General features: G+C 58.4%; 34 protein-coding genes. 12 read left to right on the forward strand and 22 right to left on the reverse strand.

All coding sequences use genetic code 11. From position 1 onward, the window contains the following. The first annotated feature begins 60 nt into the window (after nt 1–60). The gene (locus J8Z04_RS04275) at nt 61–1,203 is read left to right on the forward strand and encodes an AI-2E family transporter (protein WP_192848586.1); all 1,143 of its coding nucleotides are present in this window, start codon (nt 61–63) and stop codon (nt 1,201–1,203) included. 32 nt (nt 1,204–1,235) lie between these two features. Here J8Z04_RS04275 and J8Z04_RS04280 read toward each other — a convergent pair whose 3' ends face one another. Next, the gene (locus tag J8Z04_RS04280; RefSeq protein ID WP_192848587.1) at nt 1,236–3,146 is read right to left on the reverse strand and encodes a PepSY-associated TM helix domain-containing protein; all 1,911 of its coding nucleotides are present in this window, start codon (nt 3,144–3,146) and stop codon (nt 1,236–1,238) included. After that, complete coding sequence (locus tag J8Z04_RS04285) at nt 3,146–3,445, reverse strand: hypothetical protein (RefSeq protein WP_192848588.1); 300 nt, start codon at nt 3,443–3,445, stop codon at nt 3,146–3,148. Before J8Z04_RS04285 ends, J8Z04_RS04280 begins: the two co-directional genes overlap by 1 nt. Before the next feature lie 496 nt (nt 3,446–3,941). Between J8Z04_RS04285 and J8Z04_RS04290 the strand changes: the two genes are divergently transcribed. From J8Z04_RS04290 to J8Z04_RS04310, 5 genes are all read left to right on the forward strand, one after another. After that, complete coding sequence (locus J8Z04_RS04290; protein WP_081562651.1) at nt 3,942–4,454, forward strand: GNAT family N-acetyltransferase; 513 nt, start codon at nt 3,942–3,944, stop codon at nt 4,452–4,454. Between the two features lie 192 nt (nt 4,455–4,646). Further along, a complete protein-coding gene (locus J8Z04_RS04295; RefSeq protein WP_103765796.1) occupies nt 4,647–5,138 on the forward strand; it encodes a hypothetical protein in 492 nt (163 codons plus the stop codon). A gap of 20 nt (nt 5,139–5,158) precedes the next feature. Beyond that, a complete protein-coding gene (locus tag J8Z04_RS04300) occupies nt 5,159–5,515 on the forward strand; it encodes a hypothetical protein (protein ID WP_212125578.1) in 357 nt (118 codons plus the stop codon). A 141-nt stretch (nt 5,516–5,656) separates the two neighbouring features. Beyond that, nucleotides 5,657–6,097, forward strand: a complete 441-nt coding sequence (locus tag J8Z04_RS04305) for a hypothetical protein (RefSeq protein WP_043562073.1) — start codon at nt 5,657–5,659, stop codon at nt 6,095–6,097. A gap of 52 nt (nt 6,098–6,149) precedes the next feature. Then, on the forward strand, nt 6,150–6,767 hold the full coding sequence (locus J8Z04_RS04310; RefSeq protein WP_043562075.1) for a trimeric intracellular cation channel family protein: 618 nt from the start codon (nt 6,150–6,152) through the stop codon (nt 6,765–6,767). Between the two features lie 9 nt (nt 6,768–6,776). Here J8Z04_RS04310 and J8Z04_RS04315 read toward each other — a convergent pair whose 3' ends face one another. The 4 genes from J8Z04_RS04315 to J8Z04_RS04330 all read right to left on the reverse strand — a co-directional run bounded on the left by J8Z04_RS04315 (nt 6,777) and on the right by J8Z04_RS04330 (nt 8,269). Beyond that, the gene (locus J8Z04_RS04315; protein ID WP_081562647.1) at nt 6,777–7,118 is read right to left on the reverse strand and encodes a YnfA family protein; all 342 of its coding nucleotides are present in this window, start codon (nt 7,116–7,118) and stop codon (nt 6,777–6,779) included. 93 nt (nt 7,119–7,211) lie between these two features. Continuing rightward, nucleotides 7,212–7,439, reverse strand: coding sequence for a hypothetical protein (locus J8Z04_RS04320; RefSeq protein WP_052349246.1), 228 nt, complete (start codon nt 7,437–7,439; stop codon nt 7,212–7,214). Between the two features lie 75 nt (nt 7,440–7,514). Then, on the reverse strand, nt 7,515–7,964 hold the full coding sequence (locus J8Z04_RS04325; protein WP_192848590.1) for a structural protein P5: 450 nt from the start codon (nt 7,962–7,964) through the stop codon (nt 7,515–7,517). Between the two features lie 5 nt (nt 7,965–7,969). Continuing rightward, on the reverse strand, nt 7,970–8,269 hold the full coding sequence (locus J8Z04_RS04330) for a hypothetical protein (protein WP_043562083.1): 300 nt from the start codon (nt 8,267–8,269) through the stop codon (nt 7,970–7,972). Nucleotides 8,270–8,356: 87 nt separating this feature from the next. On the opposite strand from J8Z04_RS04330, the gene J8Z04_RS04335 reads away from it, so the two are divergent. After that, nucleotides 8,357–8,539 (forward strand): hypothetical protein, encoded by a 183-nt coding sequence (locus J8Z04_RS04335; protein ID WP_192848591.1) that lies wholly within the window; start codon nt 8,357–8,359, stop codon nt 8,537–8,539. A gap of 26 nt (nt 8,540–8,565) precedes the next feature. Here the strand turns inward: J8Z04_RS04335 and J8Z04_RS04340 are convergent, their stop codons facing one another. From J8Z04_RS04340 to J8Z04_RS04375, 8 genes are all read right to left on the reverse strand, one after another. Further along, on the reverse strand, nt 8,566–8,799 hold the full coding sequence (locus tag J8Z04_RS04340; protein WP_043562088.1) for a hypothetical protein: 234 nt from the start codon (nt 8,797–8,799) through the stop codon (nt 8,566–8,568). An 8-nt stretch (nt 8,800–8,807) separates the two neighbouring features. Continuing rightward, nucleotides 8,808–9,284: a hypothetical protein gene (locus tag J8Z04_RS04345; protein ID WP_192848592.1), complete on the reverse strand. Its 477-nt coding sequence runs from the start codon at nt 9,282–9,284 to the stop codon at nt 8,808–8,810. Next, nucleotides 9,281–11,290, reverse strand: a complete 2,010-nt coding sequence (locus J8Z04_RS04350) for a right-handed parallel beta-helix repeat-containing protein (protein WP_192848593.1) — start codon at nt 11,288–11,290, stop codon at nt 9,281–9,283. The genes J8Z04_RS04345 and J8Z04_RS04350 overlap by 4 nt, the downstream gene beginning before the upstream one ends. 60 nt (nt 11,291–11,350) lie before the next feature. Then, nucleotides 11,351–12,454, reverse strand: coding sequence for a glycine-rich domain-containing protein (locus J8Z04_RS04355; RefSeq protein WP_192848594.1), 1,104 nt, complete (start codon nt 12,452–12,454; stop codon nt 11,351–11,353). Next, nucleotides 12,451–13,047 (reverse strand): DUF2612 domain-containing protein, encoded by a 597-nt coding sequence (locus tag J8Z04_RS04360; RefSeq protein ID WP_052349248.1) that lies wholly within the window; start codon nt 13,045–13,047, stop codon nt 12,451–12,453. The genes J8Z04_RS04355 and J8Z04_RS04360 overlap by 4 nt, the downstream gene beginning before the upstream one ends. Continuing rightward, on the reverse strand, nt 13,044–14,270 hold the full coding sequence (locus J8Z04_RS04365) for a baseplate J/gp47 family protein (protein ID WP_192848595.1): 1,227 nt from the start codon (nt 14,268–14,270) through the stop codon (nt 13,044–13,046). Before J8Z04_RS04365 ends, J8Z04_RS04360 begins: the two co-directional genes overlap by 4 nt. Further along, the gene (locus tag J8Z04_RS04370) at nt 14,257–14,607 is read right to left on the reverse strand and encodes a hypothetical protein (protein ID WP_192848596.1); all 351 of its coding nucleotides are present in this window, start codon (nt 14,605–14,607) and stop codon (nt 14,257–14,259) included. Before J8Z04_RS04370 ends, J8Z04_RS04365 begins: the two co-directional genes overlap by 14 nt. A gap of 78 nt (nt 14,608–14,685) precedes the next feature. Continuing rightward, entirely contained in the window at nt 14,686–16,764 is a 2,079-nt protein-coding gene (locus tag J8Z04_RS04375) for an ATP-binding protein (RefSeq protein ID WP_192848597.1), read from the reverse strand. Between the two features lie 328 nt (nt 16,765–17,092). Between J8Z04_RS04375 and J8Z04_RS04380 the strand changes: the two genes are divergently transcribed. The 5 genes from J8Z04_RS04380 (at nt 17,093) to J8Z04_RS04400 (ending at nt 19,323) form a co-directional block, all read left to right on the forward strand. After that, the gene (locus J8Z04_RS04380; protein ID WP_192848598.1) at nt 17,093–17,263 is read left to right on the forward strand and encodes a hypothetical protein; all 171 of its coding nucleotides are present in this window, start codon (nt 17,093–17,095) and stop codon (nt 17,261–17,263) included. A gap of 281 nt (nt 17,264–17,544) precedes the next feature. Beyond that, nucleotides 17,545–17,880 carry a hypothetical protein gene (locus J8Z04_RS04385; protein ID WP_143539976.1) on the forward strand — a complete coding sequence of 112 codons (336 nt, stop codon included), beginning with the start codon at nt 17,545–17,547 and terminating at the stop codon, nt 17,878–17,880. Between the two features lie 122 nt (nt 17,881–18,002). After that, nucleotides 18,003–18,371 carry a hypothetical protein gene (locus J8Z04_RS04390; protein ID WP_043562104.1) on the forward strand — a complete coding sequence of 123 codons (369 nt, stop codon included), beginning with the start codon at nt 18,003–18,005 and terminating at the stop codon, nt 18,369–18,371. Between the two features lie 148 nt (nt 18,372–18,519). Continuing rightward, nucleotides 18,520–18,675 carry a hypothetical protein gene (locus J8Z04_RS04395; protein WP_156878807.1) on the forward strand — a complete coding sequence of 52 codons (156 nt, stop codon included), beginning with the start codon at nt 18,520–18,522 and terminating at the stop codon, nt 18,673–18,675. A gap of 75 nt (nt 18,676–18,750) precedes the next feature. Next, nucleotides 18,751–19,323, forward strand: coding sequence for a hypothetical protein (locus tag J8Z04_RS04400; protein WP_043562106.1), 573 nt, complete (start codon nt 18,751–18,753; stop codon nt 19,321–19,323). Nucleotides 19,324–19,327: 4 nt separating this feature from the next. Here the strand turns inward: J8Z04_RS04400 and J8Z04_RS04405 are convergent, their stop codons facing one another. From J8Z04_RS04405 to J8Z04_RS04440, 8 genes are read right to left on the reverse strand one after another with little or no spacing between them, the layout of a single operon-like run. Continuing rightward, nucleotides 19,328–19,981 carry a Gp138 family membrane-puncturing spike protein gene (locus tag J8Z04_RS04405; RefSeq protein ID WP_192848599.1) on the reverse strand — a complete coding sequence of 218 codons (654 nt, stop codon included), beginning with the start codon at nt 19,979–19,981 and terminating at the stop codon, nt 19,328–19,330. Nucleotides 19,982–20,035: 54 nt separating this feature from the next. Further along, nucleotides 20,036–21,055 carry a hypothetical protein gene (locus J8Z04_RS04410; RefSeq protein ID WP_192848600.1) on the reverse strand — a complete coding sequence of 340 codons (1,020 nt, stop codon included), beginning with the start codon at nt 21,053–21,055 and terminating at the stop codon, nt 20,036–20,038. After that, nucleotides 21,052–21,351 carry a phage baseplate plug family protein gene (locus J8Z04_RS04415; RefSeq protein WP_086431785.1) on the reverse strand — a complete coding sequence of 100 codons (300 nt, stop codon included), beginning with the start codon at nt 21,349–21,351 and terminating at the stop codon, nt 21,052–21,054. Before J8Z04_RS04415 ends, J8Z04_RS04410 begins: the two co-directional genes overlap by 4 nt. Further along, on the reverse strand, nt 21,348–22,046 hold the full coding sequence (locus J8Z04_RS04420; protein WP_086431786.1) for a hypothetical protein: 699 nt from the start codon (nt 22,044–22,046) through the stop codon (nt 21,348–21,350). The genes J8Z04_RS04415 and J8Z04_RS04420 overlap by 4 nt, the downstream gene beginning before the upstream one ends. Before the next feature lie 21 nt (nt 22,047–22,067). Continuing rightward, nucleotides 22,068–23,075 carry a hypothetical protein gene (locus tag J8Z04_RS04425; RefSeq protein ID WP_192848601.1) on the reverse strand — a complete coding sequence of 336 codons (1,008 nt, stop codon included), beginning with the start codon at nt 23,073–23,075 and terminating at the stop codon, nt 22,068–22,070. Next, nucleotides 23,062–23,202 carry a hypothetical protein gene (locus tag J8Z04_RS04430; RefSeq protein WP_156878805.1) on the reverse strand — a complete coding sequence of 47 codons (141 nt, stop codon included), beginning with the start codon at nt 23,200–23,202 and terminating at the stop codon, nt 23,062–23,064. Before J8Z04_RS04430 ends, J8Z04_RS04425 begins: the two co-directional genes overlap by 14 nt. Then, the gene (locus J8Z04_RS04435) at nt 23,199–23,663 is read right to left on the reverse strand and encodes a phage tail assembly chaperone (RefSeq protein WP_081562633.1); all 465 of its coding nucleotides are present in this window, start codon (nt 23,661–23,663) and stop codon (nt 23,199–23,201) included. Before J8Z04_RS04435 ends, J8Z04_RS04430 begins: the two co-directional genes overlap by 4 nt. Before the next feature lie 11 nt (nt 23,664–23,674). Continuing rightward, the gene (locus J8Z04_RS04440; RefSeq protein ID WP_081562632.1) at nt 23,675–24,118 is read right to left on the reverse strand and encodes a phage tail fiber protein; all 444 of its coding nucleotides are present in this window, start codon (nt 24,116–24,118) and stop codon (nt 23,675–23,677) included. Between the last annotated feature and the right edge of the window lies 1 nt (nt 24,119).

Below are 24,119 nucleotides of genomic sequence, written 5' to 3' on the forward strand. Positions count from 1 at the left end.
TCTTTCCCGGGATTCTATTTTATTGGGGCCATACAGGCACCTTTTTGCTCAGGATAGGTCATGATAACGCGTTTCAGGAATTTCTTTGCTTCAGCCGAGGCTACGACCCGGGCTGCGGTCAGCCCGGTCCGGCCAGTACTGACCGCTCTGGCAGTGGGGCTTCTGCTTCTGGCCGCGGTATGGATCATCCATCCTTTCCTGCCCCCCATTCTCTGGGGGGCGACGATTTCTGTCACGCTCTGGCCGCTGGTTCAGCGGTTGCAGACCATATGCTTTGGCAGCCGGTCAGCGGCGGTCTTTTTTACCGTCCTGGCCGCCATGATCATCTTCTTCCTGCCTGCCGTGCTGGTGATCGTCATTTTTGCACGGCATGTTGATGCCGTGTCCCATTTCATTGGGATCCTGCCGACAATACAGCTGCCAGCAGCGCCCGCCTGGGTGGGGCGTATCCCTTACGTTGGGGGCAATATCATTCCGTTCTGGGATCATCTGCGGGAAAACAGCCTGCCGGAGCTGCTGAAACAGGTCATCCCGTCGCCAGAGAAGATCCTGCATGTCCTTCTGGCATCAGCGGGCAGCTTTGGGTCTCTTTTGCTGGAATTCGCTCTGACATTGATCGTCATGGTGCTGCTGCTGGGCCGGGCGGAGGGCATCATCATGCTTCTGGACCGGATTGGTGGTCAGCTTGGCGGCAGAAAGGGACGTGCCCTGCTGAAGCAGGCCGAGATCACGACACGAGGTGTTGCTCTGGGTGTCACGCTGACAGCCATTCTTGAATCACTGTTCGGCTGGGTTGGCCTGATGGCCGCTGGTATGCCGATGGGCAGTGTCGTGGCGGCGGTCATGTTCATTTCCTGTGTTCTACAGTTCGGTGGGGCATGGGTGATGATTCTCAGCACCGTCTGGCTTTATTTTACGGCACCGTTGATGCACGCCATCATCATGCTGCTGTTTGCGCTTGTGGTGATTGCAGGAGACAATTTCCTTCAGCCGCTCATCATTCGCCGGTATGTGCGGATTTCTGTCATCGTTATCATGGTGGGCGCTTTTGGTGGGTTGTCCACACTTGGTTTTGCTGGTGTCTTCATCGGTCCAACCCTGCTTTATCTGACGGAGACGATGATTCGGGACTGGGCGGGCCTGCCTGCTGACGATGAAAAGGCGGGTCAGGCTGATGCTTCAGCTGATGCCTCCGAGAGCTGAGCGTGTATCAGGCCGGCTTCCGCTGGGGGGTATCACCTGCCAGTGGGAGCGACCTGTTTCCAACGGTAGAGCGTGAGAAGACTCCCAGCCCAGAGGGCCAGACTGGCAAAGCTGAAGGCGATGGTCAGTTCTGCCGCAAGAGGGGTCTGCACGGCTGTATGACGCATAAGCACGATTGTGACGGCTCCCGAAAGACAGAAGGCCGCAAGGGCCAGAATGATCCCGCGGCATAAGGCTCTGGGCAGCAGACAGTAGCTGACCAGTGTCAAGGCAATCAGCCCATGGTAGGCTAGGCTGGTCTGCTGGTATGAGTGTTCCATGTCTGGCGTTGAGACGCTGGACAGATGGGGGATCGGTGTCAGATGGGTCATGAGGGGGCTGATGGCGATGATGCCGCACAGCCCCAGCAGGCAGCCCAGCAGTGTCCCTTCGCTCAGACGGCCCAGCCAGAGAGTGGCGGGTGTTTCCACGCAGGACGTCTGTCCCGGTTTCCTGCGGCGGTGGGTATTGAGCCAGAGCTGGTTGGCAGCATGGAAAAAACCGACGCCGCACAGACCCAGTGCCACATAGAGCCAGCGGACAAATTCGCCGCCAAAACTCCCGAAATGCAAGGCGAGGCACCATGTCAGGATACGGCGGGCTGGTGTTTGCTGGCCGGGTAGATTCTGGCTGTCGATCAGGTGGCCTGTTTCGGGGGTCAGCAGGACAGCGCCACGATCCCGGCCAATGAGCGGGTTCTGGAGGTCTGTTCCTTCTGCCAGCAGATAAGACTGTCCTGCCGGAGGCAGGCTCCGCTCCCCATTGGCATTGTAGAGCGGGGCATGGAGGGCAAGGCGCTCGGCCTGACTGTCCGTGCCGTGAGGGGACAGGACATAATCCAGCGTGAGGGGATGAAAATCTGGTGCCAGTTCATGCAGGAAGGACAGGGCTTTTTCGGGGGGAAGAAGCGATGATGCTGATGGCATCTCTCTGGCAGTTGCCTGCTGGATGCCGTCATGCCCCGAGGAGACAGGGTACAGTAGCGGCGAGAAGGCAAAAAGTGCCGTTGTCAGGGCGATGATGAGGTGGAAGGGAAGGGAGCAGAGGCCGAGAAGACTGTGGAGGTCGAGCCAGAGGCGGCGGCTGTGGCCCTGCAGGCGGACGCTCATGAGGTGGCGCCATATGCCGGGCAGAAGAAGAATGACACCGGAGAGTAGCGCCAGGCCGTAAAGGAGGCAAACGGTACCGACAAGAGGCATGGCCCAGTTTTCAGGCAGTGGCAGGCCCAGACGGCGGTGCAGCCCTCCGATGAACGTGGGAACAGGGGACAGGGTCAGCTGGTGAAGGGAGGGAGTATGAGAGGCAGGCAGGCTGATGAGAATATGGGATGCTGGCAGGCCGAGGGGCAACTCTGGCCCTGTCGGGATGCTGAGGGTGGCCGTATCTGATGTTTTGAGGCCGACCCTGTAATGGAGGCCGGGGAAGATGGAGGGTAGGTCTTCTGTCCGGGATGTGAGAATCTGGTCAAGCGTCGCGGGGATGTCTGCCAGTGGGAGGGCTCCATGGTCCGGCAGGGGCGGCTGGCTCCATTGTTGAAGAGGGGCGGCAAACAGGGTCATGGTTCCAGCCAGAAAGCTCATGGAAAGCAGAGTGCCGGTTGTAATGCCGATCCAGCCATGCAGGGCGCGGTACCGGATGGCCAGATGCTGGAGCTTTTGCCACGGGCCGAGGCCGATACACAGGGTCAGCCCCGTAATCCCGGCCAGACAGGCGCCCGTCATCAGCAGGCAGAAGCCCGTCATGCCATAAGGGCGGAAACAGGGGAGGGTTATGTCTGCCCAACAGGCCGCCATGATGAAAAGAGCTGCCAGCAGGCCACCGATGCCCAATCGCAGCCACAATACGGCAGAAGGATGGGGCTGTGGGGGAACCGGCCGCCTGTCCCTGCCTTGTGATCCCTTCATCAGGACGTATGGGACTGGGTGGAAATGAGAATGGCCCAGAGGATGGGCATGATGCACAGCAGCACCATGCCAAGCCCACCAAGGCAGAAAAAAGCGGTTACGGCACCGAAGACATGAGCCCATAGCAGCCATGCCAGCCCGCTGGACAGGGCAAGGCCGACCACACCGGCAGTACGGCCCAGCTTCTCGGGTCCGGGCGTATTGCCGGGGAGCTGCATCCACAGGAGCACGGCCCACACGGCCCCGGCCAGAAGGCCGCCCCAGAAGAAAACGGGCTCAGACGCAGTCTCCAGTCTCATGCTCCCTCCGGTTTCCCCGCATTCCGCCTGCTACAGGAAGGCTGGCAGGTGGATCATGCTCTGTAACGGGCCGGATTTTATGGGGAAGAGGGAAGAGACGTCAAACCTGTATAATTTATACAGGATATAAGGAGTCCTGATGTCAGGCTTCCATGCCGCACTGCCGCCGCTTCTTACTGCCGCCGGAAGGGGAGGCGTTTGCGCAGGCCGCTGAGTGGTCCTGCTGCCGCAAAACCAACGAGCAGGGAAGCTGTGACGGTCAACTGAAAAAGAAAGTGATAGGAGGACGACATGATTCTGTTCTCCAAGGCGGGGGTGACGGATGTCATCCTCAGGCATCAGTAATTAATTTTACGTAATAAAGGAATGGTTTTTTGGAGGCTTCTACAAAAAATATGAAAGGGTGCTGTTTTTGCTGCCTGTTCTGTGGAACGTACTGCTATGGGCAGGCCCTCTGGCAGGTAGGGGAGCGGGCCTGGAAGAAGAGGAAGCAGGGATGAAGATTCGGCCAGCTGAAGACAGGGACATTGCCGCCATTACCGGGATATACAACCATGCTGTCAGTACGACGACAGCCATATGGAATGACAGGGTGGTGGACAGTGCCAATCGTGCCGCCTGGCTGAAAGCCCACGATGAGGCAGGCCTTCCCGTGCTGGTGGCCGTTGATGACGGGGGTGGAGTGGCTGGTTATGCCACGTTCGGGCCATGGCGTGCCTGGGATGGCTACCGTCATACCGTGGAACATTCCGTCTATGTTCACAAGGACAGGCAGAGGGCCGGGATCGGGAGGGCTCTGATGGTGGCTCTTCTGGAAGAGGCCCGCCAGCGGGGATATCATGCCATGGTTGCCGGGATTGAATCGGGCAATGTCGGCTCCATCCGACTGCATGAACAGCTGGGTTTTGCTGTGGTTGGGCAGTGTCGGCAGGTCGGCTGCAAGTTCGGGCGCTGGCTGGATTTGACCTTCATGCAGATTCTTCTTGATGATCGCTCCAGCCCGGGCTGAAAGTCCTTCTCTGTCGGAATCTTGATTTGCACGGCAAAGCTGATGTGTGAATGTTAATTCATGTTCCGGTTGGGGAACAAAATGACAGCTTGCCGGGAAGGAGACGGTCATGGTGACAGGCTGGGCCTCCTTTGGCATCTGTGCCCTGCCGGTCTGTGACAAGTGTGGAATGATAGGGAGGTCCTGGGACTGATGATGGTACGATATGGGAAAGCCGGTCTTTATGGTGGGATGATGGCACTGGGCATGAGCTTAATGGCTGGAGCTGCCCAGGCAGAGGGCTTGGACCGTGTGTATGAGGTGCAGGCCCAGCTGTCTCCAACAGCCCTTGTGGCGGGCAACAGCACGCCAGTGGATGTGCTGAAGACCCAGATCGGCCCGAATATCCGGCAGGAACAGGATGAGAAGACGGTTTCCATCGGTCAGGACAGCTACAGGCTGGACCAGTACCGCATGAGGGTGCGTCTGCGCCATGGTGCTGGTGGCGGGTATGATGATGGTACGGTAAGCTATGTGATCTCTGCCAACCTGAGCCGGAAGAACAGCGATCATGCGACGTCCATTTTCACGCGGGTGAGAGGCGTCCTGAAGATGCATGATGGCCAGGCTGCGGCTGTTCTGCCAGCCAATCGTTATTTCAAGGGCACGGTGCAGGTTGGTGCCATTGCGGCGAAGCTGTTCTGAACGTGAAGGGAGACTGGACCGTGTGGCGGTTTACGAAAGGCAGCATGGCCCTCCTGGCCTGTCTCATGGTTCCGGCTGGTGCCATGGCGGCTGGGCTGGCCCTGCCGGCTTCAGGAATCAAGGCGCCGTACAGCCCGTTGGCCATTCCAACCCGGATGACGCCCCTTGAAGATTCCCTGGAAACCCTGCTGGACAGGCAATACCGTGTTGTTGCTGCCCATCAGGCCGGAGGGGAGGAGGTGCTGGTTCTGTTCCAGGGGGATATGCCGGACAGGGCTGGAAGTACGGTCCTGTGTGCCCTGACGATGCCCAATCCTGCCAGGGATCAGAATGTCGTGACATCACGTTGCTGGGCCCTGAACCACCCTGACCGGTAAAACATGCCGTCATGCCTGTGCAAGAAAGCCGTTCTGCTGTGTGTACAGGTATGTTACTCATTCTGCGATGTCATGTGGTCCGTCATGCCTCATGTCTCTGCCCTCGGGTAGAGAAGACGGCTCAGGGAGGGAGCTATCTTTATGGTTGATTCAGTTTACAGTCTGCTTGGTTATGAGGCGGAGGTGCGCCAGCTGGGGAAGAAGATCGGGCGTTTGTCCAAGCATGAGCTTTTTTCACAGGATCTGACAGCTTTCCCTACTGCACATCCACGGGTCGAGCCCCGGCATGAGGCTTTTTATCGTGAGATCGAGGCATCCCATCTCTTTTACCGGCAGATGGTCAGCTCGATGGAGCGGGAGTTTCATGCTCTTTGTGAGTGTTTTTCATCTGAGCGCTATTATGCGGTTGATGGTGACTTCAACCATCTGATGGTGAAATTCAACGGTGATGCTGCCAACGATACGCTGGCCTCCATGCGGTTCATGAACCGTTTTATCCTCTGCCTGAAGAAGGGAGCACCCTTTGGGGAGGATGACACGCATGTCCTGTTCGCCAATTACGGGCGGCTGGTGGTCCGCTAGGCGGCAGGGCTGCATTTTTTCTGGCAGAGTGGCGCATGGCAGGGAACCCAGCATGACCTTTGATCTCTACACCACGCTGTATATCGTGGCCATCATTGCCGAGGCCATGACGGCTGCCCTGCTGGCGGGCAAGCTGGAGATGGATCTTGTAGGGGTGTTCCTGTTGGGATGGATCACCGCCCTGGGGGGAGGGTCCATCCGGGATGTGCTGCTCAACCATTATCCATTGTCCTGGGTGCGGCACCCCAGTTACCCGCTCATTACCGGGTTTGCCGCCCTGGCCACCATCATGGTGGCCCAGCACATGCACAGGTTGCGCAAACTGTTCCTGTTTCTGGATGCAATTGGCCTTGTCGTCTTTACCGTTATGGGCTGCCAGGTAGCGATGACGGAACATCTTTCTGTGGTCTGTGTCATCATTTCTGGCATGATCACGGGATGTATGGGCGGCGTGCTGCGGGATATACTCTGCAATGACATTCCGCTGCTGTTCCGGTCCGAACTGTATGGCACGGTGTCTGTCAGTACGGGGGTCGTGTTTCTCTGCTGCTCCCATATTGTGGACAACAGGAACATCGAGCTGCTGATCTCCATGATTTTTGGCATCAGTTTCCGTCTGCTCTCCATCCGCTACAACTGGACACTGCCACGCTTCAGTTATCGGTCCTGAGGCAGGTGGTCAGGTCCGGCCATGGGGGGCCAGAAGAATGAGCAGGGCTCCCACCAGGCAGAGGGCAGCCCCTGCCATGTCCCATGCATCCGGTGCCAGACCCTCCACGGCCCAGCCCCAAAAGAGGCTGGTGATGATATAGAGGCCGCCATACAGGGCATAGGCCCGCCCGGCATGGTCAGCCGGGCTGAATGTCAGCAGGATAGCGAACAGGCCGAGGCACAGCCCGCCGGGCAGGAGCCAGAGCGGGGACCGCCCCAGCCGCAGCCAGGCCCAGACAGAGAAACAGCCTGCAATTTCAGCGAAGGCCGCCAGGCCGTAGAGCAGGCAGGCAATGAGAGCATGTGACATGGCCGATGGTCCTGACGTGATGACGCTATCTGTTCTGTAGCAGGTGAGACAGCTCACAGGCGAGGGCGGAGAGAGACGGTCTCTGCCTGGGGCTCAGGAATTATGTGAGGCTTCTTTCGCTGGGTGCCCTGGCTGGAGGTGATTTCTGGCCCAACCGACATTCAGTGCCAGCGTGGATATGCATCGGTATGGCAGTATCCAGCGGGAACCAGCCGCTGGCGGGCGGATGAACACGGTCATCAGATTGCAGAGGATGATGACCAGCGCCACGTAGTTCTGGAGACCATCGGGAAGGGTGGTGAAAAAGGAGCTGATATCCATTGGCGGTATCTCCGTGATGATAAGGCCGCAGAGAGGCGGTCATGGGATTGATGTATGATGAGATGGAAGCGTCAGTCAGGTCGCTGGGGTCTGCCGGAGGGCAGGGAGGGCTGCTGCGACCTGGGCCACCAGCCGTCCATAAGGGTTCTGGCCATTTTCGTAGTGGATGATGGCCTCCATCAGGCTGGCAAGCAGGGTGGCTGTAGGCGGGCCGAGGACTGTATCCGGCGTCACGCCAAGGACCTGCGCAACAGTATCAATGTAGCGTCGGGTATCGTTCTCGGCCGGAGGGGCCCATTGGCTGATGATGCAGGCGACGGTATCCAGCCTGTCCCGTACCATGTAACGGCAGAGCTGGTCCCGCAAGGCCATCAGGCCAGCTTCTGATGTGGAGAAGTGGGCAAAGCGGGGCGTGATGCCTGGCTCCGCAGGCTCCAGCATTGCGCCGGGCTGATGGGCGAAGTTGAGGTTGCCCGGATTGTTGTTGCGGATGCCACGGGGTGGCCGGGTGGGTGTCTGGGGCATGGTCATCAGCCTCCGAAGAAATGGGGGTAGAGCGTGTGGATGAGTTGATAGAGCCCCACGGCGACTGCTCCGCCAACCGCACCGCCGCCTGTGATGGCGGCTGTAACAGTGCGTGACCGTAATGAATTGCTCTCCCGTATCTGTTCGCTCAGGGAGGCAATGCCAGCATGAAGTTCCAGCGCCAGATTATCGATCTTGTTGCTGAGCTTTGTGAGGTCTTCATCATGACGGGCCTGTACTGCCTCCAGGGCGGCAATCCGCTCGTTGAGAGGGGTGATCCTGTCAGGAAGGTGTGTGGGCATCATGGGAGCAGTTCCATAAAAAAAACCGCCTTGGCGGGCGGTCAATGTGGGGTGAGAGCGTGGTGGTCAGCTACAGATTTTTTGAATTTCATGGCGTTCATTTCCATAATCCAGAAGGAAGAGGGGCGTTTCCTTCAGGTCAGGATGGAGATGGAGCTCTCTGGCGACAGCTCGCTCTTCTTCTGGCGAATAATGGACAAGCGCCGGGCAAAGGGGACGAAAGGGAGGCTGGTTGCAGCCTGCCAGCAGGCACAAGGCCAGCCCTGCCAGTAGTCCCGCAGGCGGTGGAGCGGGGGCCATCAGAATTGTCCCTTTTCCAGTGTGTCCAGCAGCTGGGTGCGGGTCCGCAGGCCGTTGGTACGGGCTTCGAGCATGGTGCGGGCGGCCTTGCTTGTGGCCTGGGCTGTTGCCGCGTCCTGCTGGCTGGACCGGACCCGTGCGCTGTTGCGTCCAGCCCTGTTGGCATAGGCAATCAGCCCTCCCAGAAAGGCCAGCATGGTGAGGAGAAAACAGCCTGCAAAATAGGGATTCATGGGGGCTCTCAATCTGTTGGTCTTGCGGGTAACGTGGGGAGGGACGTTGGTGTGTCAGAACCATCCAGGATGGCTCTCAGTGTGCTGACACAGGCCCGCATTTTGGGGCCGAAGGTTTCGCCCATGGCGGTAGTCATGGCTGCCTGTTGCTGAACCTGCAGCATCATGGCGGCGGCCTGGTCCCGCAGGGTGGTGGAGGGTGTTTTTCCCTGTGTGATGCCCCCCTTGGAGAGAACTGGATTTACAACAGGGCGGGCGTTCCAGTCCTCATCCGTGACATGCAGGCGGATGGCCCGGCTTCCCGCAGGCATGTGCGGTGTGACCTGCTGGAGCAGCTCTTCTTCCGTCAGGCTGTGGGCGGTTATGGTGCCATCGGCCTGTTTCCTGTCCTGCGTGAGGGGAATGATGGTCCAGCCACGGATGGGGACAGGCTCCATGGCGGCTCCTTCATCAATTATGGCGAAATAGGCCATGTTCTGGGTCATGACGAAAGCTCTCCAATGGCCATGACAGTAATGTCATCGGCCGGATCAATATTGGCACCTCCCAGTCCGACCCAGAATTTTCCAACCGTGAAGCCGGTGCGGTCCGGTGGGGAGAGGGTTGAGGGGCCACCAACAATCATGTTGGTTCCGTTATGGAATGGCGGAACCATTATCGACACGGTGTCGCTGGTGAAGGATTGCGGAAAGGTGACCCTGTCTCCATGGGCTGCCTTTATGGTGAAAACCTGCATCATGAGCGGTGCGCCGGATGGGCTGCGTATGTTCAGCAGGACGTGGCCGTTCGGTGTGGTGATGGCCCCGTTCAGTGAGAGGGAAAAGACCCGGAAGATGTTGCCCTTGTTCAGGACAATATCGCCGGAAACGGCTCCCGTGGTCTGGTTCCGTGCTGTCTGGAGGAAGAGGCCCGTATCATCGGTCGTGGCACCGATCTGCCTGCTCAGTGTACGGCCATCATAGTCATAATGGCCTGATGCCACGATGTTGCTGCTTCGGGGGAGGGTATCCAGCAGTCCGCCCATGCCATCTGGCTGGCTGATGAAAGCTGTATCAGTCTGCCATGCCAGAGCCAGCAGGGGGCCGGCCATTGGTCCGGCTGCTACATTGCCGCTGATGAGGCCAGCAGCACCGACCGTTCCGCCAAGGCCTGTACGGAGCGGGCCGGAGGTACCGGCCGTGTTGGCAAATATGTTGTTGCGGATGATGGCGCCAGTGGGCCTGTTGAGATAGATGGCCGTTCCCGGATTGGCAGTGGAGCCGATATCCTCAAAATGATTGCCTTCAATTTCGACAAACTGGCAGCTGTCCGAGACATAGGCGGCATAGACCGGGTTGCCCGTTCTGGCGGTTGATCCATCACGGGATACAAGGTTGTTGCGGACCTGTACGCCATGAGCCGCCACGATGCCGATGGATCCACCCCCGTTGCGTCCGTGCGTATTGTTGTTGGAGAGGATGTTTCCCGTAATGAGGATGTTCCGCTGGATCAGCCCGTCTGCACTTTTCTGGTCTGTCGTCGTGATGCCAATGCCCCCGTCGGCATTGTCGTGGACATGATTGTTGGCGATCAGGATGTTCTCGTTGGCGGGCTGGTCGGAACTGTCGGCATAGACGCCGATCCCGTCATGGTTGCCGGAGACCGTATTACCTGTGGCCCCGCAGCGGCGGCAGCCCATGTAGAAGACGAAACCGCCATCGGTGTGACCGGTTGATAGGCTGTCCGTGAACCAGCAGTTGTCAGCCGACCAGATGAACTGGGGGCTGTTGCCGCCATCCAGCAGCGTGACGTTGGTAATGAGGCTGTTGCTGATGAACCCCAGAGAAAGCGGCCAGTTGAAGGTGTTGCGGATCGTGATTCCGGAAATCAGCAGATTGTCGATCCGTGTTGGAAATGAAGGCATATCAGGCGTATTGTCTGTATGGCTCAGCGTGTTGGCGCATATGCCGCCACTTACGGCGGTCTGTCCCCCCTGCTGGCCGGACCGGTTTCCGTCAATGATTCCCTGTCCCGTGATGGAAATCCGCTCCAGAGACTGGCCGGGGGCATAGATGTCCAGACAGTTCGTGTTGCTGTCTGGCGCCAGGGTGATGATACCATCCAGGACGAGATGCGTATCCGGGCGGGTGATGCGGAGCGTTCCAAGCATGACGGACAGCCCGGCAGGGTGCACCAGCCGGAAGGTGCCTGCACAGTCATTGATGGCGGCCTGATAGGCGGCACTGTTGGCGGCTGTGTGCTGGCCGTCCGGGTCGTGGGTGACACCGTAGCTGGTCACCAGTTTTTCCGGGAAGCGGGCCAGAACATCCCGGACTTTTTCTCCTGCAAGGGTACTGTCACCATCAATGGTCAGCCCCGCTGCCTGGCCGTTGATGGCGTCAATCTTGCCGCCAATTTCCCTGGCAACGGTTGTGGAGGGGACGATGTCTGTCGGGTTTCCCGTTGCCGTGTAGGAGCGCCAGGCAGGAACCCTGTTTGCTGGTTGTGTCATGGTTTCCTCATGCTGGTTTCATTGCGCCGCCTGCGGGCGGTCCCAAAGGCTGGATGACGCTCAGACCAGCCAGCGATAGCGGATCAGGCCGTTGCCTCCTGTGCCGCCAGAAAAGAGTGTGTTTTTGGAGAAGGCATCATAGGCTCCACCTCCTCCCGCACCGAAGGAGGAGGCATCCAGTCCTCCCTGTGCACCGGCCCGTCCACCGCCCCCGAAAGCAGAGTCGCCTCCGTTGCCAACAAGAATGAACGGGCCGTTCTGCCCGTCTGACCCTGGGGCACCGGACTGCATGAGGATGTTTCCTCCATGTGCGGAACCGCCAGGGGCCCCAGCACTGGAGGCCTTTGCCTGCCATGAGGCTCCTCTGCCGCCACCTGCCGTCATGACGGCAGTTCCGTTGATGAACAGTACGGTATCGCCGCCAGGCTGTTCTGTGGCGCCCCCCCGACCGACCCTGACGGACAGGGTATCGGCAGGAGAGATGGAGAAGATACCCTCTGCATAGGCGCCAGCTCCACCGCCACCGCCTGAAGAATTGGTGTTGGAGAATTCGCCCCATGCCTGGCAGTTGGCACCTCCCCCTCCTGCCCCCAGTGCCACGACATGAAGGCGTGTGGCCCATGCTGGGGGAGCGGGCATTGATCCGTCCTGATAGAGCGAGGCGAACAGGAGATTGGCTGAGGCTCCATCAAGACGGCTGAGCCTGCTGTCCAGACGGTCGGAGAGGGCCCCCAGTGTGTGCTGGAGTGCCTCATCATTGCCGATGCGCCGCCAGTATGTTCCGTCAGGGTCGGTCGCGGGGTTGGTCATGTTGCCATCCTGCTGGCTGATGAGCAGAATGGTCGGATCCGTGGTGGATCGCAGAACAGCTCCCAGCGGGTAGCCTCCGACATCATGGGCGAATGATGCATCGAATGTCATCGTGGTGCCTGCACACCATGCCCGTGCGATGGATGAGAGGGCAAACAGGATGCCGTTCATGTCCCGGCCATCTGGTGGTGTGCCCCCAGCCCCCGTAGGCTGAAAGGTCAGCGCAGGGAAACCCAGCATGAAAGAGGCCGCCCCTGCATCACTGCTCTGGAGAGGGATGTCACGCCGATAGGCCAGACCTGCATTCTGGGCAAAAGGAACGGTAATTTTCTCTGGAAGGTCGGAAGTCTTCATAGAATGTCATTCCCGAAATCATTTTTGGCAGGGGGGATGAAGGTGTAGCGGTACTGCACGCCAGAGGGGCGGGGCAGCACACCGGATGCGATGATGGAAACGTCAATGGCTGTGGGGCGGAAGGAGAAAACGAGCATCATGGTGTGGTCGCTCGTATCGGCCAAGTAGCAGTTGCCACGGTTGCCGAAGAGGATCATGAGGATGCGGTTGATGTCAGCGATGGACCCGGCAGAAATGTTTGCTGCTGCCTTGGCCAGGATCAGCTGGCGGTAGTTTTCGTCTGTCAGGCGGTAATTGGCTGTTGCTCCACGCCCGGAATACCAGATGCCTTCACCAAAGGTTCTGGAGGTCGGATAGCCTTGTGCAAATCCCCAATAGCCTGTCGTGTCAATGCGTAGAACCCGCCCGACCCCGACAATCCTCCCCCACACGTCCAGCCCCCAGCCTTTGGCCGTGGCCGGGTTCCAGACATCATGCAGGAAGGTCTCGATAGACCGTTGCGGGTCCACCGCCGCATTGAAGCGCTCGAGGATGCCGGTGAGGGCAGGGCTGTTGGCATACTGGGCGAGGATGGTCTCCCGTATGTCGATCATGTCACCACCTGCACGCTGATCGTGTCCGCCGTCACCGTGGGAAGCTGGTTGATCGGCAGTGTGAGCCTGTTCTGGCCCGCATTGCCATCAGTGCCGATGGACAGGGTGAGCACCTCTGCCCAGTCCCCCAGCCCGTCCACCACGGCAGAAAGGCGGGAGGCATAGACGGTTCTGCCCAGCCGGATGCGGTTGGCCCCCGTCGTCAGGTAGGAGACGATGGCCTGCTGGATGAGCTGTGCCGCATTGGATGGCACGGCATCCGAGGCCGCAATCTCCATGACCACATGGAGAGCAACCGGCGTTGGCCTGTCATAGCGGAATGAGTAGGACGGCTGGTTGCCCGCATAAACAGGGTTTGTGTCCTGCACCGTGACGATCTGGGTACCAACGGTGGGGATGCCCGGGGGCTTCTTGTGCAGGATGGCCTGGCCGATGTCCTGCGGGTTGCCTCCTTCGACAAGGATGTACTGCGCCCCCGCCGGGATGGTCACGCCCTGCTGCACTGTCGGAGCCTGTGCCGGATTGTCCGTCACATAAGCATCCGTCACGCCGGGCAGCTCCAGCAGTGCCCCCATGAGGGAAGCATTCTGCCCGATGCTGTTGGCCGCCACGCTGGCCTGCCGCCGGGCCTCGAAGTCGGTGCGGCTTTCGGCATCAGCGCCCGTGGCGCCGGGGGCAGGATTGGTGAGGGACGCCAGCCCCAGCCCCGCCTGATAGAGCGTCAGGCTGCTGGCGGGGCAGGTGATGGCCCCGGCGGTCTGGCAGGAGAGGTCGATGCTGGCCGTGGCGGACTGGGGAAGCGTGATGACCTGCGGAGCCACATAGAGGCTGCCATCCGTTCCCTGCGCCACGACCGTACCGGCAGCGATGGTCTGGCCGGGGGCGTTCACGCTGGCCTGCACCGTGACGGTCGTTGCCGTGGCGGGGCGGCGTTCGATGAAGTAGATGCGCCCGATGGCCTCCTGCATCCGCCCGGAAGAAGAGGCCGGGTCCACGCCATTGAAGATGGCGATCATCGCCCCCAGAAAGTCGCCAAGGATGGCGGTCTCGGAAAGGGCGATCTGCCCCTGCGGGGTGGAAAGGGCCGTGTTGGCCCCACCGCCCAGGGCGGCGTTCATGTCGGCCAGAACCCCGGCAAGGATGTCCTGCTCGGAAGGGGCGGTGAAGCCCGCATCGGTGAGGATGGGGGCCGGGACGTTGGTCGTGGCGTCAGAACTGGGCATGGTCCGTGCTCCCATCGCTGAAGGTTACGAGAATGACGCCGGTGAGCTGGCGTTCCCTGGTGGGATTGGCGAGGTGGCAGGTGGCCGCCGCCACGCCGGGAACAGACGTGGCGGCATCCTCGATCTCCGAGGCATAGAAGGAGAGGTCCACGTCCGAGCGGAGGATGTCCGTGTCGTAGGGGATGCCCTGCCCGGTGTCGTAGAGCACCTCGCCCAGCCATGTGCGGGCGGCTGAGCATACGTCCTGAAGGATGGCCGCCTTGTCCGTCAGCACGACCAGATTGCCCGTGCTGTCCAGTGTCAGGTCCCAGTCAGGGGTGAGGGAGAGGGTTTTCATGAGAACTCCGGGCAATAAAAAACCCTCCCGGTGGGGGGAGGGTTGGATGATCTCCAGTGAAGACTGGGCCTGTTGGTATCAAAAGTTGTTGATCCCCAGTTTTTCAAAGAATGGCTTGTTGCGCATTTTCGCATCATCAAGTAGACGGTCCCATTCGATGAGTTCAATGGAGCCTTTGTAACTGTCACCAGGGGCCAGCCAGCGTCCTTTCTTGGGGTTGGGGAACCAACCATCTGTCCATTCCTCAAGCTTTCCTAAACGGTCGGCGATGATGAAGCAGTCAAAGATGCAATTTTCACTTATTTCTACAGGCCGACCATTTGGGCCTTTGACTTTCTGGCCAGCTAGGGAGCGTCGGTAGTTTATGATCTGCTGTACAGGACTGTCCTCAGATGTATAGATTTCCCGGCCCGGCCTTTTGAACTCCACAATCATGATGCGGTTCGGAGTTTTCGGATCATCCATGAATCCCATGACCTGATCGAAGACAATCAGATCGGGCCGTTTTTTGCTGTTGCTACCCTGCACGATGTCTTTCTGAGGGACATCCGAAGACAGGAACTGTGTGAAGGTCAGCCGCTCATCAATCACCCAGAGATCATGAGAGAAAAAGGCAGGTTTTGGTCCTATGGATGTTTCTCGCATCGGGCAAAGAAGGGAGTGGAGAATTTCTTCCTTGGCGTAGTCGGCATCACGGCCTGTCTGGTGTCTGGTCACATAGGTCAGACTCTCTTCCATCAGGTTGAGGAGGGCCTTTCTGCGTGTGACATATTCGCACAGGCTGTTCCTGTCTGCTTTGCTTTCCTGCGCGCGTATGGCCGAAATTCTTTCCGACAGATCGGAAACAGGGCCATCGCACCGCATATCTGCGATGACCTTTTTTAGTTCTTTTGAGCGGTTCTTGTCACGAATGAAGCGCCTGCGGGAAAACTCTCCATAAACATGATTGGGGTCATCGTAGCCGTATCCCTGTTCTGCAAGAATTTTCAGCATTTGGTCGATGCTGCCTTCCAGCACGGAAGGGTACATGTTCACGACATCTTTGATAGCGTCCCTCTGTTTCTTTCTCAGGTCAGCCAAGGGGACTTGTAGAAACGTGGTAAGAGGCTCGTGGAACATCTCTACAATATCTTTACCCTGCAGTTTAGCTGCGTCTCCAGTAAAGTCTGTCCGCTCCTGATTTACATTCCTGTCAAGAATAGGAGAGGTGAGGATGGCCCGGAACTTCACTCTTTTTCCGTCAGTTCTATGGTAGGCATTTTTAATGCCCATGACGGTGTCGATATCTTCCTGCTTTACGATGCGGTCATTGCCCGCAAGGTAGATGAGGTTATTGCGCTTCCCTGATGATGGAACATTTTCTGCCAAGCATTCCATCATCAGCAGGGTGTAGGGTTGTCCATTCACCTCTGTAGTAACTTTTTCTTTCCTGACGATGCTGTTCTGTACCTTTTCGGAAAGGTCGGTGTTCTGGCCGTCAATTTCCAGTATGAGGCGGCCCATTTCTTTATTGAGAAGATAGGGGAAGAATTGGCTGCAGATGATATCCTCCACAGCTTTTCGATTAAGTTGCTTTTGGGCTGGTTTACTTGCCTTTGTTAGCGGAATTTTCTCGGCATATTCAGGTAATATGCCGCTGAATGAGATTTTCGTTTCTGTTTCGTCAAAGAGACGGTCAAGGGGCTCTTCTATAAAGTCCGTAATCGGTTCACTTTCTCCCAGCCCGAACTTGAACGAACGCTTCGAAAAGGTGATGCTTTTTCCTTCGGCGGTGTTGTCTACTTCGTATGTGCTTTCAATGGCTGTTTTTTTAAAGGCAGCCAGCCACAGTAAGCGACCAACACCTTTCCGGCCTTTCCCGACGCCATGTAGGGTATCGACCATGCAGAATGCGTCAAAATTTTCCTCTGTCATGCCAGTACCGTTGTCGGTTACTGAGCAGGAAAATCTTTTGTCGGCCCCTGACATTTTTACTGTGATACGCCCCTTTTTCTCTGTTTTTTCCTTAAATAGCTCTTCTATGGAAATGAAGGAGTTACTTATGGCCTCGAGCACGGGCAAGAGGGCGGTGTGGCCGTTATGGGGCGCAGGTAAACGCCGGACACGGGCAGCAAGGTTGAAGCTCATTGCCTTGTTCTGTTGTGTCTGTGCCTTCATACCATGTCCCCGCTTAAGTAGTGCGAAAGTTATGACATGAAGGTCGTTGTTTGTGAATGGGAGGGAAGGGGGGGGTGCATTTCTGCACAGGCCCCCAGTGTCGGGCCATCCCCGCTAGGGCGGGGAACACCCAATGCTCATGCCTGCATGGGAGACAATCGCCGCAAGAGTGTTTTTGTTTGATTTGGCGTCACCCATGATTGAAGTACTTTTTCAGTCAGAGGTTGGGGAGGTTGTGCGGGTTGTAGACACATGGGGGTCACCTGTGCCGAAACGATCCTCCTTCTGATCCAGCAGGTATTGGAGGCAGAAAAAGAGGAGTAGTTACGTGGAGGAGATCATGAAGAAATTAGGCGTTGCTTTTGTTCTGGCTTCTGGGCTTTTGGGATACTCTCTTTCGGCGAGAGCTGAGGAGAATGAGGATCAGGTCAACCAGTTGATGCAATCCATGACGGCTCAAGACTTCCTGAAAGTTCTGGACCAGTTCTACGGGAAGTAAAGAGGTAAGGGGGAGGAAGCAAAAAATTCCTCCTTTACTGCCGACACGCCATATTTCATCTGTTGCCTGGATGAACTGGTCCAGCCCGTTGTGCGGCTCTCTTTTTCTTTTTTGGAAAAACCGATCGCCACAGGTTTGTGGTAGAAGCAGGCTCTTCCACAGGTCCGTTGAGTGTGGTTTTCATATGTGGCCCTGATGGATCAGGATGTGGTTGTCAGAGTCGGTGGCTGCACCCGGTAGGGTGGGTGCCGTCAATTTCAGGAATGAACAGGATTATGGGCATGAAACATCTGGTGCTGTGCGCCGTGTTCGCACTGGCTCTGCCCGGTGTGGCACGGGCGGAGGCTGTGTATCTGAAAAATGAGGATGGGTCTTTCGCCATAGACCCTCCAAAACTGTACGAATTTCTTCACAAGGCTTATTCCAGCAAGCGGGTGGCGGATAATGCCTATGATGTGCTCATCAACAAACGGCGGGGCAATTGCTACGATGCTGTTGTCCATGTGCTTAGATATTTTGATGATGGGCCAGGAAATGTGCCGAAATATTGTTACAGGCCGGATCTGGCCAGTGATGATGCCGTTACGGACGAGCCGCAGGGCCTGAGAGCGCCCTGAAAGCAACACCCGGCCAGAAAATTGTCTGATTGCCAGCGCATGGGGTGAAACCACATTGGAGAGGTTGTCGGGATGCGCTATTTTCTCCGTAGCCTATGGGGCGTAATGCAGGAATCCTGTCCATGAAACACGTTCTTTTTGTAATTGCAGCCGTTTCTGTCTGGGGCGGAGTAGCCCGTGCGGATGCATTGAGTCACATGCCCGAAACCAGAGGCACCCTCTCTCAGGCGCTGCATAGTGCCAAGGTGCAGGCGCATCAGGGGGTGAATCATCAGGAGCAGCGGACGGATGAGGAGAATTTGCGCCGCATCGGCCTTTCCGCCGAGACGGTGAGGGATGGTCTCTGGGCCGTATCACACCGCCCCCATTCGCCCTGTGCCCAGTATATCCGTCAGCTGACAGCCGATGCAAAGGGCAGTTCGGCGGCCCTGTTGCAGAGTGACCAGCGGCTTGTCACTTACGTCGAGAATTCTGGAATCTGCGAACGCTAACCGGCTGGAGCAGTGGTTTCTCTGCAAGGCAGTCGTGCAGTGATAGAGGGGCCGTGCGCTTGATCGACCGTTCCTGATGGTTCAGTGCTGGGCTGCGCCCTTCTGGAAAAGAGGGCGTCCGATAGTGAATGACTGGAAAGGGAGTATCATGTCCGAGAAGGAAGAACCGGCTGCAAACCCTGTGAAGGCAGTACATGACGTGATCAGGAACATGCCAGCTGAGGAACGTGAAAAGGCTCATGAGCGCCATCATGAAGTGCTCGATGAAGTCTCCAGTGATGAATCCGAAACTGTAACTGACTGAAATCTGTTACGGGCGGGGGCAGGCGGGCCTGTTCCGTCCTGCCCCCGCCCCTGTATCGTGAGGGAAAGGAAAGTGATGATGCGGACGACACTGTGCATGACAGGCCTGAGTCTGATGCTGCTGGCGGGCAGTCTGACAGATGCCCGGGCCCAGACCCCGCTGGATGTGGCGCAGGATGGAACGGTGACAACAAGCGGTCTGGCCGCTCTTGGTGTATCTCCCAATGGGGGGCAGCGCTTGGGGCAGACCGGTAAATGGCAGATGCTGGAGCTGGACCACACGCTTACGGCTCTTCTGGCAGAAAATGATGTCATGTTGTCCGCATCGCCACGTCGGGGTGGTGATGTCTTTCTCATGTTCGTCCTGAAGAATCATGAGATTCACCAGCCAGAACTGGAGGTCCGTTTCTCCAACGGATACGAGGTGAAAGGCTTCCATTATACAGGCATCATCAACCGGGGCACGCAATGGGGATGTTATGTCTCCGAAGCTGAGGGGCACGCCCTGTTTGATGCCCTGGCAGGCAGTACGTCTGTCAGCATGTCCTGGGCAGGGGGCGCAGCCCACATCGATTTCGATCACGGGGATGAGTTCGTCCGCACACTGGCCGAGACAGCCTGGCGTGGAAATATGCCGTTTCCGAAATGATATTTCATTGAGGGGGAGCGCTTGTGCCCGGACCGGTCTGCACGCCGCCGTGAGTATGCTGTTTTAGCGAGATGCCACCCGCCTGAACGTCGCCGGATGTGATAATATCGCAGGTGGCTTCAATGCGGCTGGCTTTCAGGGTGAGGGGCCCTTGTGCGTCTATGGTGACGGATCCCGGCGTCACGATCCGCCAGCCCTGATCCGTTGCCTGTATGAACTGGTCTGGCCCTTCATTGAGGAAGCCGCCCACATATACGCAGTCCTGCATGGAGAACTGTCGGAACGAGGCCGGAGGTGAGGGCTGTCGGGTCGTGATGGCATGGGTGTGGTCCCGCCCTGATATGATGATGAAGCCAATATCCCCCGGCTTGGGGTCGATGATGAAGGCGGAACGGCCGCCTTGCAAACGCAGGTAAGGAACATTGTGGATGAGGTCATGTGGCAGGGTGCGGGAGAGCGCATCCTGCTGCTGTACCATGGGACGGACCGTGACCTTGCCTGTAATGGCAGTGGCCTCGGTCGTGACTGTTTCTACCTGTACCAGCATGGAAGGGCCGATCTGGTTGATGTGGCTGGCAATGAGTGAATCCAGTGCACCTTTCAGGCTGTTTTTGCCCGCATTGGAGCGCAGGAGATAGGGCGTGGCTGTAGCTGGCATGCTGTGATCCTTCAGGCCGTTCTGGAGGTGGTTGTTCAGGAAGGTGGCGGCCCGTCATCGTCTGCCAAGGGTCGTACGGATGCATTCCATATGTGTATGCCAGGATCCATGTGAGGTCTCGGTACTGATGTCGTGCCAGACAAAGGTGGCCAGCCACAGGCCGTTCCAAGGTGGGGTGCTGGTTGTGCATGTTCCGGTGACGGGTGCAAAGGTGCTTTCCAGAGCCAGTGGATGCCAGAAGGTGATGTCTGGCCGGAGGAGGGTTGTCAGGGATATGCCGGAACTGCTGTATCGGGGATAGCCGATCATCCCCGTTGCGGCTGAGATGACAGGAACTGTTGATTCCTGCCCTGCTGGCGGGATGCCGGTAAAGGTCGGCCCCCATATTTCAAGGAGCCCCCTGTAGGGAATGGCCCCCTGGTTGCTTTCCATCACGGGGATGAAAGGTGAGAGGTTGAAGGTGCCTTTCGTCGCCGTCAGGATGGCCTGTATCTGCTCAAGAGCCGTTCCCCATCTGTAATGGTTTGTCAGGCTGGCATGGTGTTCCCACCCACCATGATCCAGCAGCTGGAAGCCTGCTTCTTTGCAGATATCCGCCATCAGGGTGATGACGTCCTGCGGTCCGGCATAGCCTTTGGCCTGTGGCAGGATGGACGCTGGAATGGTGCTGGTCATGGCATGGATATGGAAGGGACTGTCCAGATCATCATAATCCGTCTGGGCACTGTCGACTGTTCCAGTGAACAGGTTTGTCAGCGGGCTCCCTTCATCACCGGCCTGTAAGGTGATGAAAGTCTGGCCAGCAGTGATTGTGTTTAGGTTGTCTGGTGCAGGATGGTCGGGAAGGATGGAAAGGCTGTCTCTGTCTATCTGGGAGAGCCCCCTGATGGTGAGGTCAGCTTCGGAACCGGTGGTGAATCCCGCATGTCTTATGGTGGCCTGTATTGCATGTCCCTTGCCAATCGTGAAGCTGTCCAGGCCTCCGTTCAGCCCGGGTATGAAGAATGTGACGGTTATCTGTTTGCGGGCAAAGCTGTGTGTCGTGGTGGCATTGGGATATGTGATGGCTGTCATGATGTATCATCTTCGTAATGAAGCAGGAATCGGGACCCCAGACCTGAAAATGTGGGATCATCAGCCCCTTGTGTGTCGGTGAAGTACAGGCGGCCTGGCAGCAGGCTGGCAGGGTTGCGGATGATGTTGGTCCCGTTCTGGCAGACAATGCCACGGAGAAGGGCTTCGGTACCGACGGTCAGGTCCATGTATAGTCCGGTGGAAAGCTGTCTCAGCCAGATGTGGCATTGCAGCCCGGCAATGGGGCAGGTCATGCTCTGGGCTGCTGTTGGCTGGAGCGGAACCGTGTAGATCATGTCCGTTTCTCCGGCTGAAGGGTGACGGGGCCTGCATTGCGGGTTTGCGCACCCTGTGGGTGGCGGCTTCCCGTCCAGCGGGACGTGTTTCCCTGTCGGACTTCCTGAATGGTGATGTTGGCCGTTATGATGTCAACGCCGCTGTCGACCGTGCGGGTGAAGGTGTAACCGGTGATGTTGGCATTGGGGTAGATGCCCTCTGGCGTGGCGACGAAATAGAGGTTTGTGTCCTTTACGAGCCGGGAAAGCGTTTCCAGAAAATCTTTCCGCACCGTGTCAGACCCCACACCAAGGGTGCTGCGTATGAAGTCTGGCAGCAGGTTTTCACCAAGGGAGCCTGTTTCCGACCCGTCACAGACCATGCGGATCATGGCCCGGTAGGGCAGGAATACCTTGTTGTAGCTCGTGAAGGTACCGTTTTCCTGTGGGGCGGAGCAGATGTTGGCCTGTTCATCCAGTCGCAGGGAATCGACATGGGCGGCGGAGAGGACACGTCTTGGCGCCTGGCCTGACAGGAAACTGGATGGGCCGCCAGCTGATCGGTTGAAACCGGACGATGTGAGGGAACTGAACTGGTCAGCCGTCGGGCGGCGGAAGATGCCCCATTGGCGGGCGGCACGCTGTACGGCCCAGTTTCCCAGCGTTTCACCACCGGTGGCGGAGGCTGACGCCCGGAGAGATGTCAGGATGGACATGAGGACTGCTCCAGAAAGAGATTATCCGGTCTGGGTGAGGGTCTGGCGGGCAAGGGCTTTTATGGTGCTGGCTTCCACGGCACGGGCAATGTCTTGCGGTCTGCCATGACCTGCCGTCACGGTGATGTTGATGGTCGGGCTGTGCGTGGTCGTGTTGTGGGTCGTGAGAGGGTGCGGTCGTGCTGCGGTTTCGACATGCCGGGCAAGGTGGGCAAGAGCCGGCCCTGCACCGGGAGTGGGCCTGCCCGGAATGGCGGGGGAACGGGAACCCGGTGCTGCAGGAAGCATCCGTGAGAGTGTCTGATCCGTACGGGCAAGGGTCAGGGACAGGCGATGCAGCCGCTCCTGGTCCTGCTGCGGCGTGGGTGAGACGTTCAGTTCCCGTGAGGCCGTGCCGGTCAGGTATGGGATGGACATGGCAGGCAGGAGCCTGCCCGGCTGGCGAGGAGGGGGTGTCTTCTGGCGTCCGGTTTCATCATGGGGTGAGGAGAGGCCTTCAGGAGCATGAAGGTTCAGGATGCTGCGGGCCGTCATCATGGCTGAAAAACCTTGCAGGAGGGGGCCGGGGTCCGTTCCCTCCCGTGTTTCATCAGCCTGTCGTGCCTGCAGGTGAAGGACACGCTCCAGAGCCTGCTCTGCATTGTGGAGGGTTGGCTCCACGTCCTTCAGGGCCTGTCGGGCGGCAGGGGTGGACTGGGCCAGCAGGGTGGACCAGTCCCGCACGGTCTGTACCGCCGAGGGAGGCATGGGCTGGGGTGAAGGGGCTTTCGCTTCGGGAGTTGTGGCATCGCTCTGGCGGACCGGTGGCTCCGGCGTTGGCATCATGGCGGGCAGAGGGCGTGCCATGACAGGGACATCTGTTCCGTCTGTGTCCTGCTGTTTCAGACCAGTGAGTGATCGCCCCCCGGTGAAAAGGGCCAGTGCCCCCATGACATTCCGCCGGAAGGCTGCCGTGCCCTGTTTCAGGGGGAGATGGGTCGGGGGACGTATCAGGTCCGACTGGGCAATGAGTGTATCAAGAATGGCCATTCATGCGCTCCACGGCCGCAATTTCCCAGAGAAGCCACATGTCTTCGCTGTCATAGAGGGTTTTCAGCTCATGCAGTGTGGCCAGCCCCGCCCCGATGACAAAGGCCATCGGACTGGAGAGATTCACGCAGCGGGCGGGAGGTCCCCGTCCGGCTGTGTCTCCCTCAAGATGGCGATGAGGGGGTATATCTGGTAAATTGCGGCCTTGAAAAAATCCACGTTCAGCCGGAAGGCCTCTGCCCGTAAGGCAGGCAACGTGTTGGGGTCCGTTATGTCCGCCTCGATGAGCGGGGCAGGCTCAAGGGCCCGGTTCGTGGGGTCCCGGCGGATTGTCACACAGTCCAGAAGGCCGGAGAAAGCCCGGTCACAGTCTTCATCGCTCATGTGCCCGAACAGGGCCATGCTCTGGCCGGAGAGACCGGCAATGCCGCTGTGCAGGGCCTCCCGTGGGGTGTTGGCTCCGGCACGGGCCAGGGCACGGACGACATGCCGTGCCCAGCGGTCCGCCGTGAAGGCCGACATGCGGGAAATGACAAAACATTTGCCTGCATCAGGGCCTTCGGCAGGGGTCCATTCGATGGTTTTCATGGTGGGTTGCCTTACAGCCCTGCCGGGAGGACATTTTCCCATGTGATGTTCACGGTCCGGTTGCCCAGCGTTGTATCCCCCGCCGGAACGGGGTCATAATCCGTCAGGCAGCCATTGGTGAAGGTGAAACGCTGTCCCAGCCCGTGCAGCAGAAGCTCGCCGTTCAGTTCATAGACTGTCCGGGCCTGCCGGGAGGCCGTGGCGATGGCATCGAAGACGGGAAGGGAGCGTGATCCGGCAGAGAAATGCAGGGCCATGTGATAGGCTGAAGGGACAAATCCCTTGTTGAGACGGCCATCAATGGAGAGGCTCGTCGTGGCCAGCTTCAGCTTCTGGGAGCCACTCCAGCCATGGTCGGTTGCCCAGTTCTCCAGCGTGATGGGCGCATTGAACAGGGTCTTGACCGTGAGGGTGAAAACGGCGTCAGCCGAGGTGATGAGCGCAGTGCGGGACATG

Source organism: Bombella apis, from assembly GCF_018221685.1.
Lineage (GTDB): Bacteria > Pseudomonadota > Alphaproteobacteria > Acetobacterales > Acetobacteraceae > Bombella > Bombella apis.

Bases quoted from the DNA above. Each gene is read 5' to 3' on its own strand.
- J8Z04_RS04410 (WP_192848600.1), bottom strand. From the start codon at position 21,055: ATGACAGCCATCACATATCCCAATGCCACCACGACACACAGCTTTGCC.
- J8Z04_RS04370 (WP_192848596.1), bottom strand. From the start codon at position 14,607: ATGAAAACCCTCTCCCTCACCCCTGACTGGGACCTGACACTGGACAGC.
- J8Z04_RS04315 (WP_081562647.1), bottom strand. From the start codon at position 7,118: ATGTCACATGCTCTCATTGCCTGCCTGCTCTACGGCCTGGCGGCCTTC.
- J8Z04_RS04420 (WP_086431786.1), bottom strand. From the start codon at position 22,046: ATGTCCATCCTGACATCTCTCCGGGCGTCAGCCTCCGCCACCGGTGGT.
- J8Z04_RS04350 (WP_192848593.1), bottom strand. From the start codon at position 11,290: ATGACACAACCAGCAAACAGGGTTCCTGCCTGGCGCTCCTACACGGCA.
- J8Z04_RS04355 (WP_192848594.1), bottom strand. From the start codon at position 12,454: ATGAAGACTTCCGACCTTCCAGAGAAAATTACCGTTCCTTTTGCCCAG.
- J8Z04_RS04275 (WP_192848586.1), top strand. From the start codon at position 61: ATGATAACGCGTTTCAGGAATTTCTTTGCTTCAGCCGAGGCTACGACC.
- J8Z04_RS04340 (WP_043562088.1), bottom strand. From the start codon at position 8,799: ATGAATCCCTATTTTGCAGGCTGTTTTCTCCTCACCATGCTGGCCTTT.
- J8Z04_RS04285 (WP_192848588.1), bottom strand. From the start codon at position 3,445: ATGAGACTGGAGACTGCGTCTGAGCCCGTTTTCTTCTGGGGCGGCCTT.
- J8Z04_RS04390 (WP_043562104.1), top strand. From the start codon at position 18,003: ATGAAACACGTTCTTTTTGTAATTGCAGCCGTTTCTGTCTGGGGCGGA.
- J8Z04_RS04335 (WP_192848591.1), top strand. From the start codon at position 8,357: ATGGCGTTCATTTCCATAATCCAGAAGGAAGAGGGGCGTTTCCTTCAG.
- J8Z04_RS04295 (WP_103765796.1), top strand. From the start codon at position 4,647: ATGATGGTACGATATGGGAAAGCCGGTCTTTATGGTGGGATGATGGCA.
- J8Z04_RS04280 (WP_192848587.1), bottom strand. From the start codon at position 3,146: ATGAAGGGATCACAAGGCAGGGACAGGCGGCCGGTTCCCCCACAGCCC.
- J8Z04_RS04385 (WP_143539976.1), top strand. From the start codon at position 17,545: ATGAAACATCTGGTGCTGTGCGCCGTGTTCGCACTGGCTCTGCCCGGT.
- J8Z04_RS04375 (WP_192848597.1), bottom strand. From the start codon at position 16,764: ATGAAGGCACAGACACAACAGAACAAGGCAATGAGCTTCAACCTTGCT.
- J8Z04_RS04365 (WP_192848595.1), bottom strand. From the start codon at position 14,270: ATGCCCAGTTCTGACGCCACGACCAACGTCCCGGCCCCCATCCTCACC.
- J8Z04_RS04345 (WP_192848592.1), bottom strand. From the start codon at position 9,284: ATGACCCAGAACATGGCCTATTTCGCCATAATTGATGAAGGAGCCGCC.
- J8Z04_RS04440 (WP_081562632.1), bottom strand. From the start codon at position 24,118: ATGTCCCGCACTGCGCTCATCACCTCGGCTGACGCCGTTTTCACCCTC.
- J8Z04_RS04415 (WP_086431785.1), bottom strand. From the start codon at position 21,351: ATGATCTACACGGTTCCGCTCCAGCCAACAGCAGCCCAGAGCATGACC.
- J8Z04_RS04320 (WP_052349246.1), bottom strand. From the start codon at position 7,439: ATGGATATCAGCTCCTTTTTCACCACCCTTCCCGATGGTCTCCAGAAC.
- J8Z04_RS04325 (WP_192848590.1), bottom strand. From the start codon at position 7,964: ATGCCCCAGACACCCACCCGGCCACCCCGTGGCATCCGCAACAACAAT.
- J8Z04_RS04290 (WP_081562651.1), top strand. From the start codon at position 3,942: ATGAAGATTCGGCCAGCTGAAGACAGGGACATTGCCGCCATTACCGGG.
- J8Z04_RS04395 (WP_156878807.1), top strand. From the start codon at position 18,520: ATGTCCGAGAAGGAAGAACCGGCTGCAAACCCTGTGAAGGCAGTACAT.
- J8Z04_RS04405 (WP_192848599.1), bottom strand. From the start codon at position 19,981: ATGCCAGCTACAGCCACGCCCTATCTCCTGCGCTCCAATGCGGGCAAA.
- J8Z04_RS04425 (WP_192848601.1), bottom strand. From the start codon at position 23,075: ATGGCCATTCTTGATACACTCATTGCCCAGTCGGACCTGATACGTCCC.
- J8Z04_RS04310 (WP_043562075.1), top strand. From the start codon at position 6,150: ATGACCTTTGATCTCTACACCACGCTGTATATCGTGGCCATCATTGCC.
- J8Z04_RS04305 (WP_043562073.1), top strand. From the start codon at position 5,657: ATGGTTGATTCAGTTTACAGTCTGCTTGGTTATGAGGCGGAGGTGCGC.
- J8Z04_RS04330 (WP_043562083.1), bottom strand. From the start codon at position 8,269: ATGATGCCCACACACCTTCCTGACAGGATCACCCCTCTCAACGAGCGG.
- J8Z04_RS04360 (WP_052349248.1), bottom strand. From the start codon at position 13,047: ATGATCGACATACGGGAGACCATCCTCGCCCAGTATGCCAACAGCCCT.
- J8Z04_RS04435 (WP_081562633.1), bottom strand. From the start codon at position 23,663: ATGAAAACCATCGAATGGACCCCTGCCGAAGGCCCTGATGCAGGCAAA.
- J8Z04_RS04400 (WP_043562106.1), top strand. From the start codon at position 18,751: ATGATGCGGACGACACTGTGCATGACAGGCCTGAGTCTGATGCTGCTG.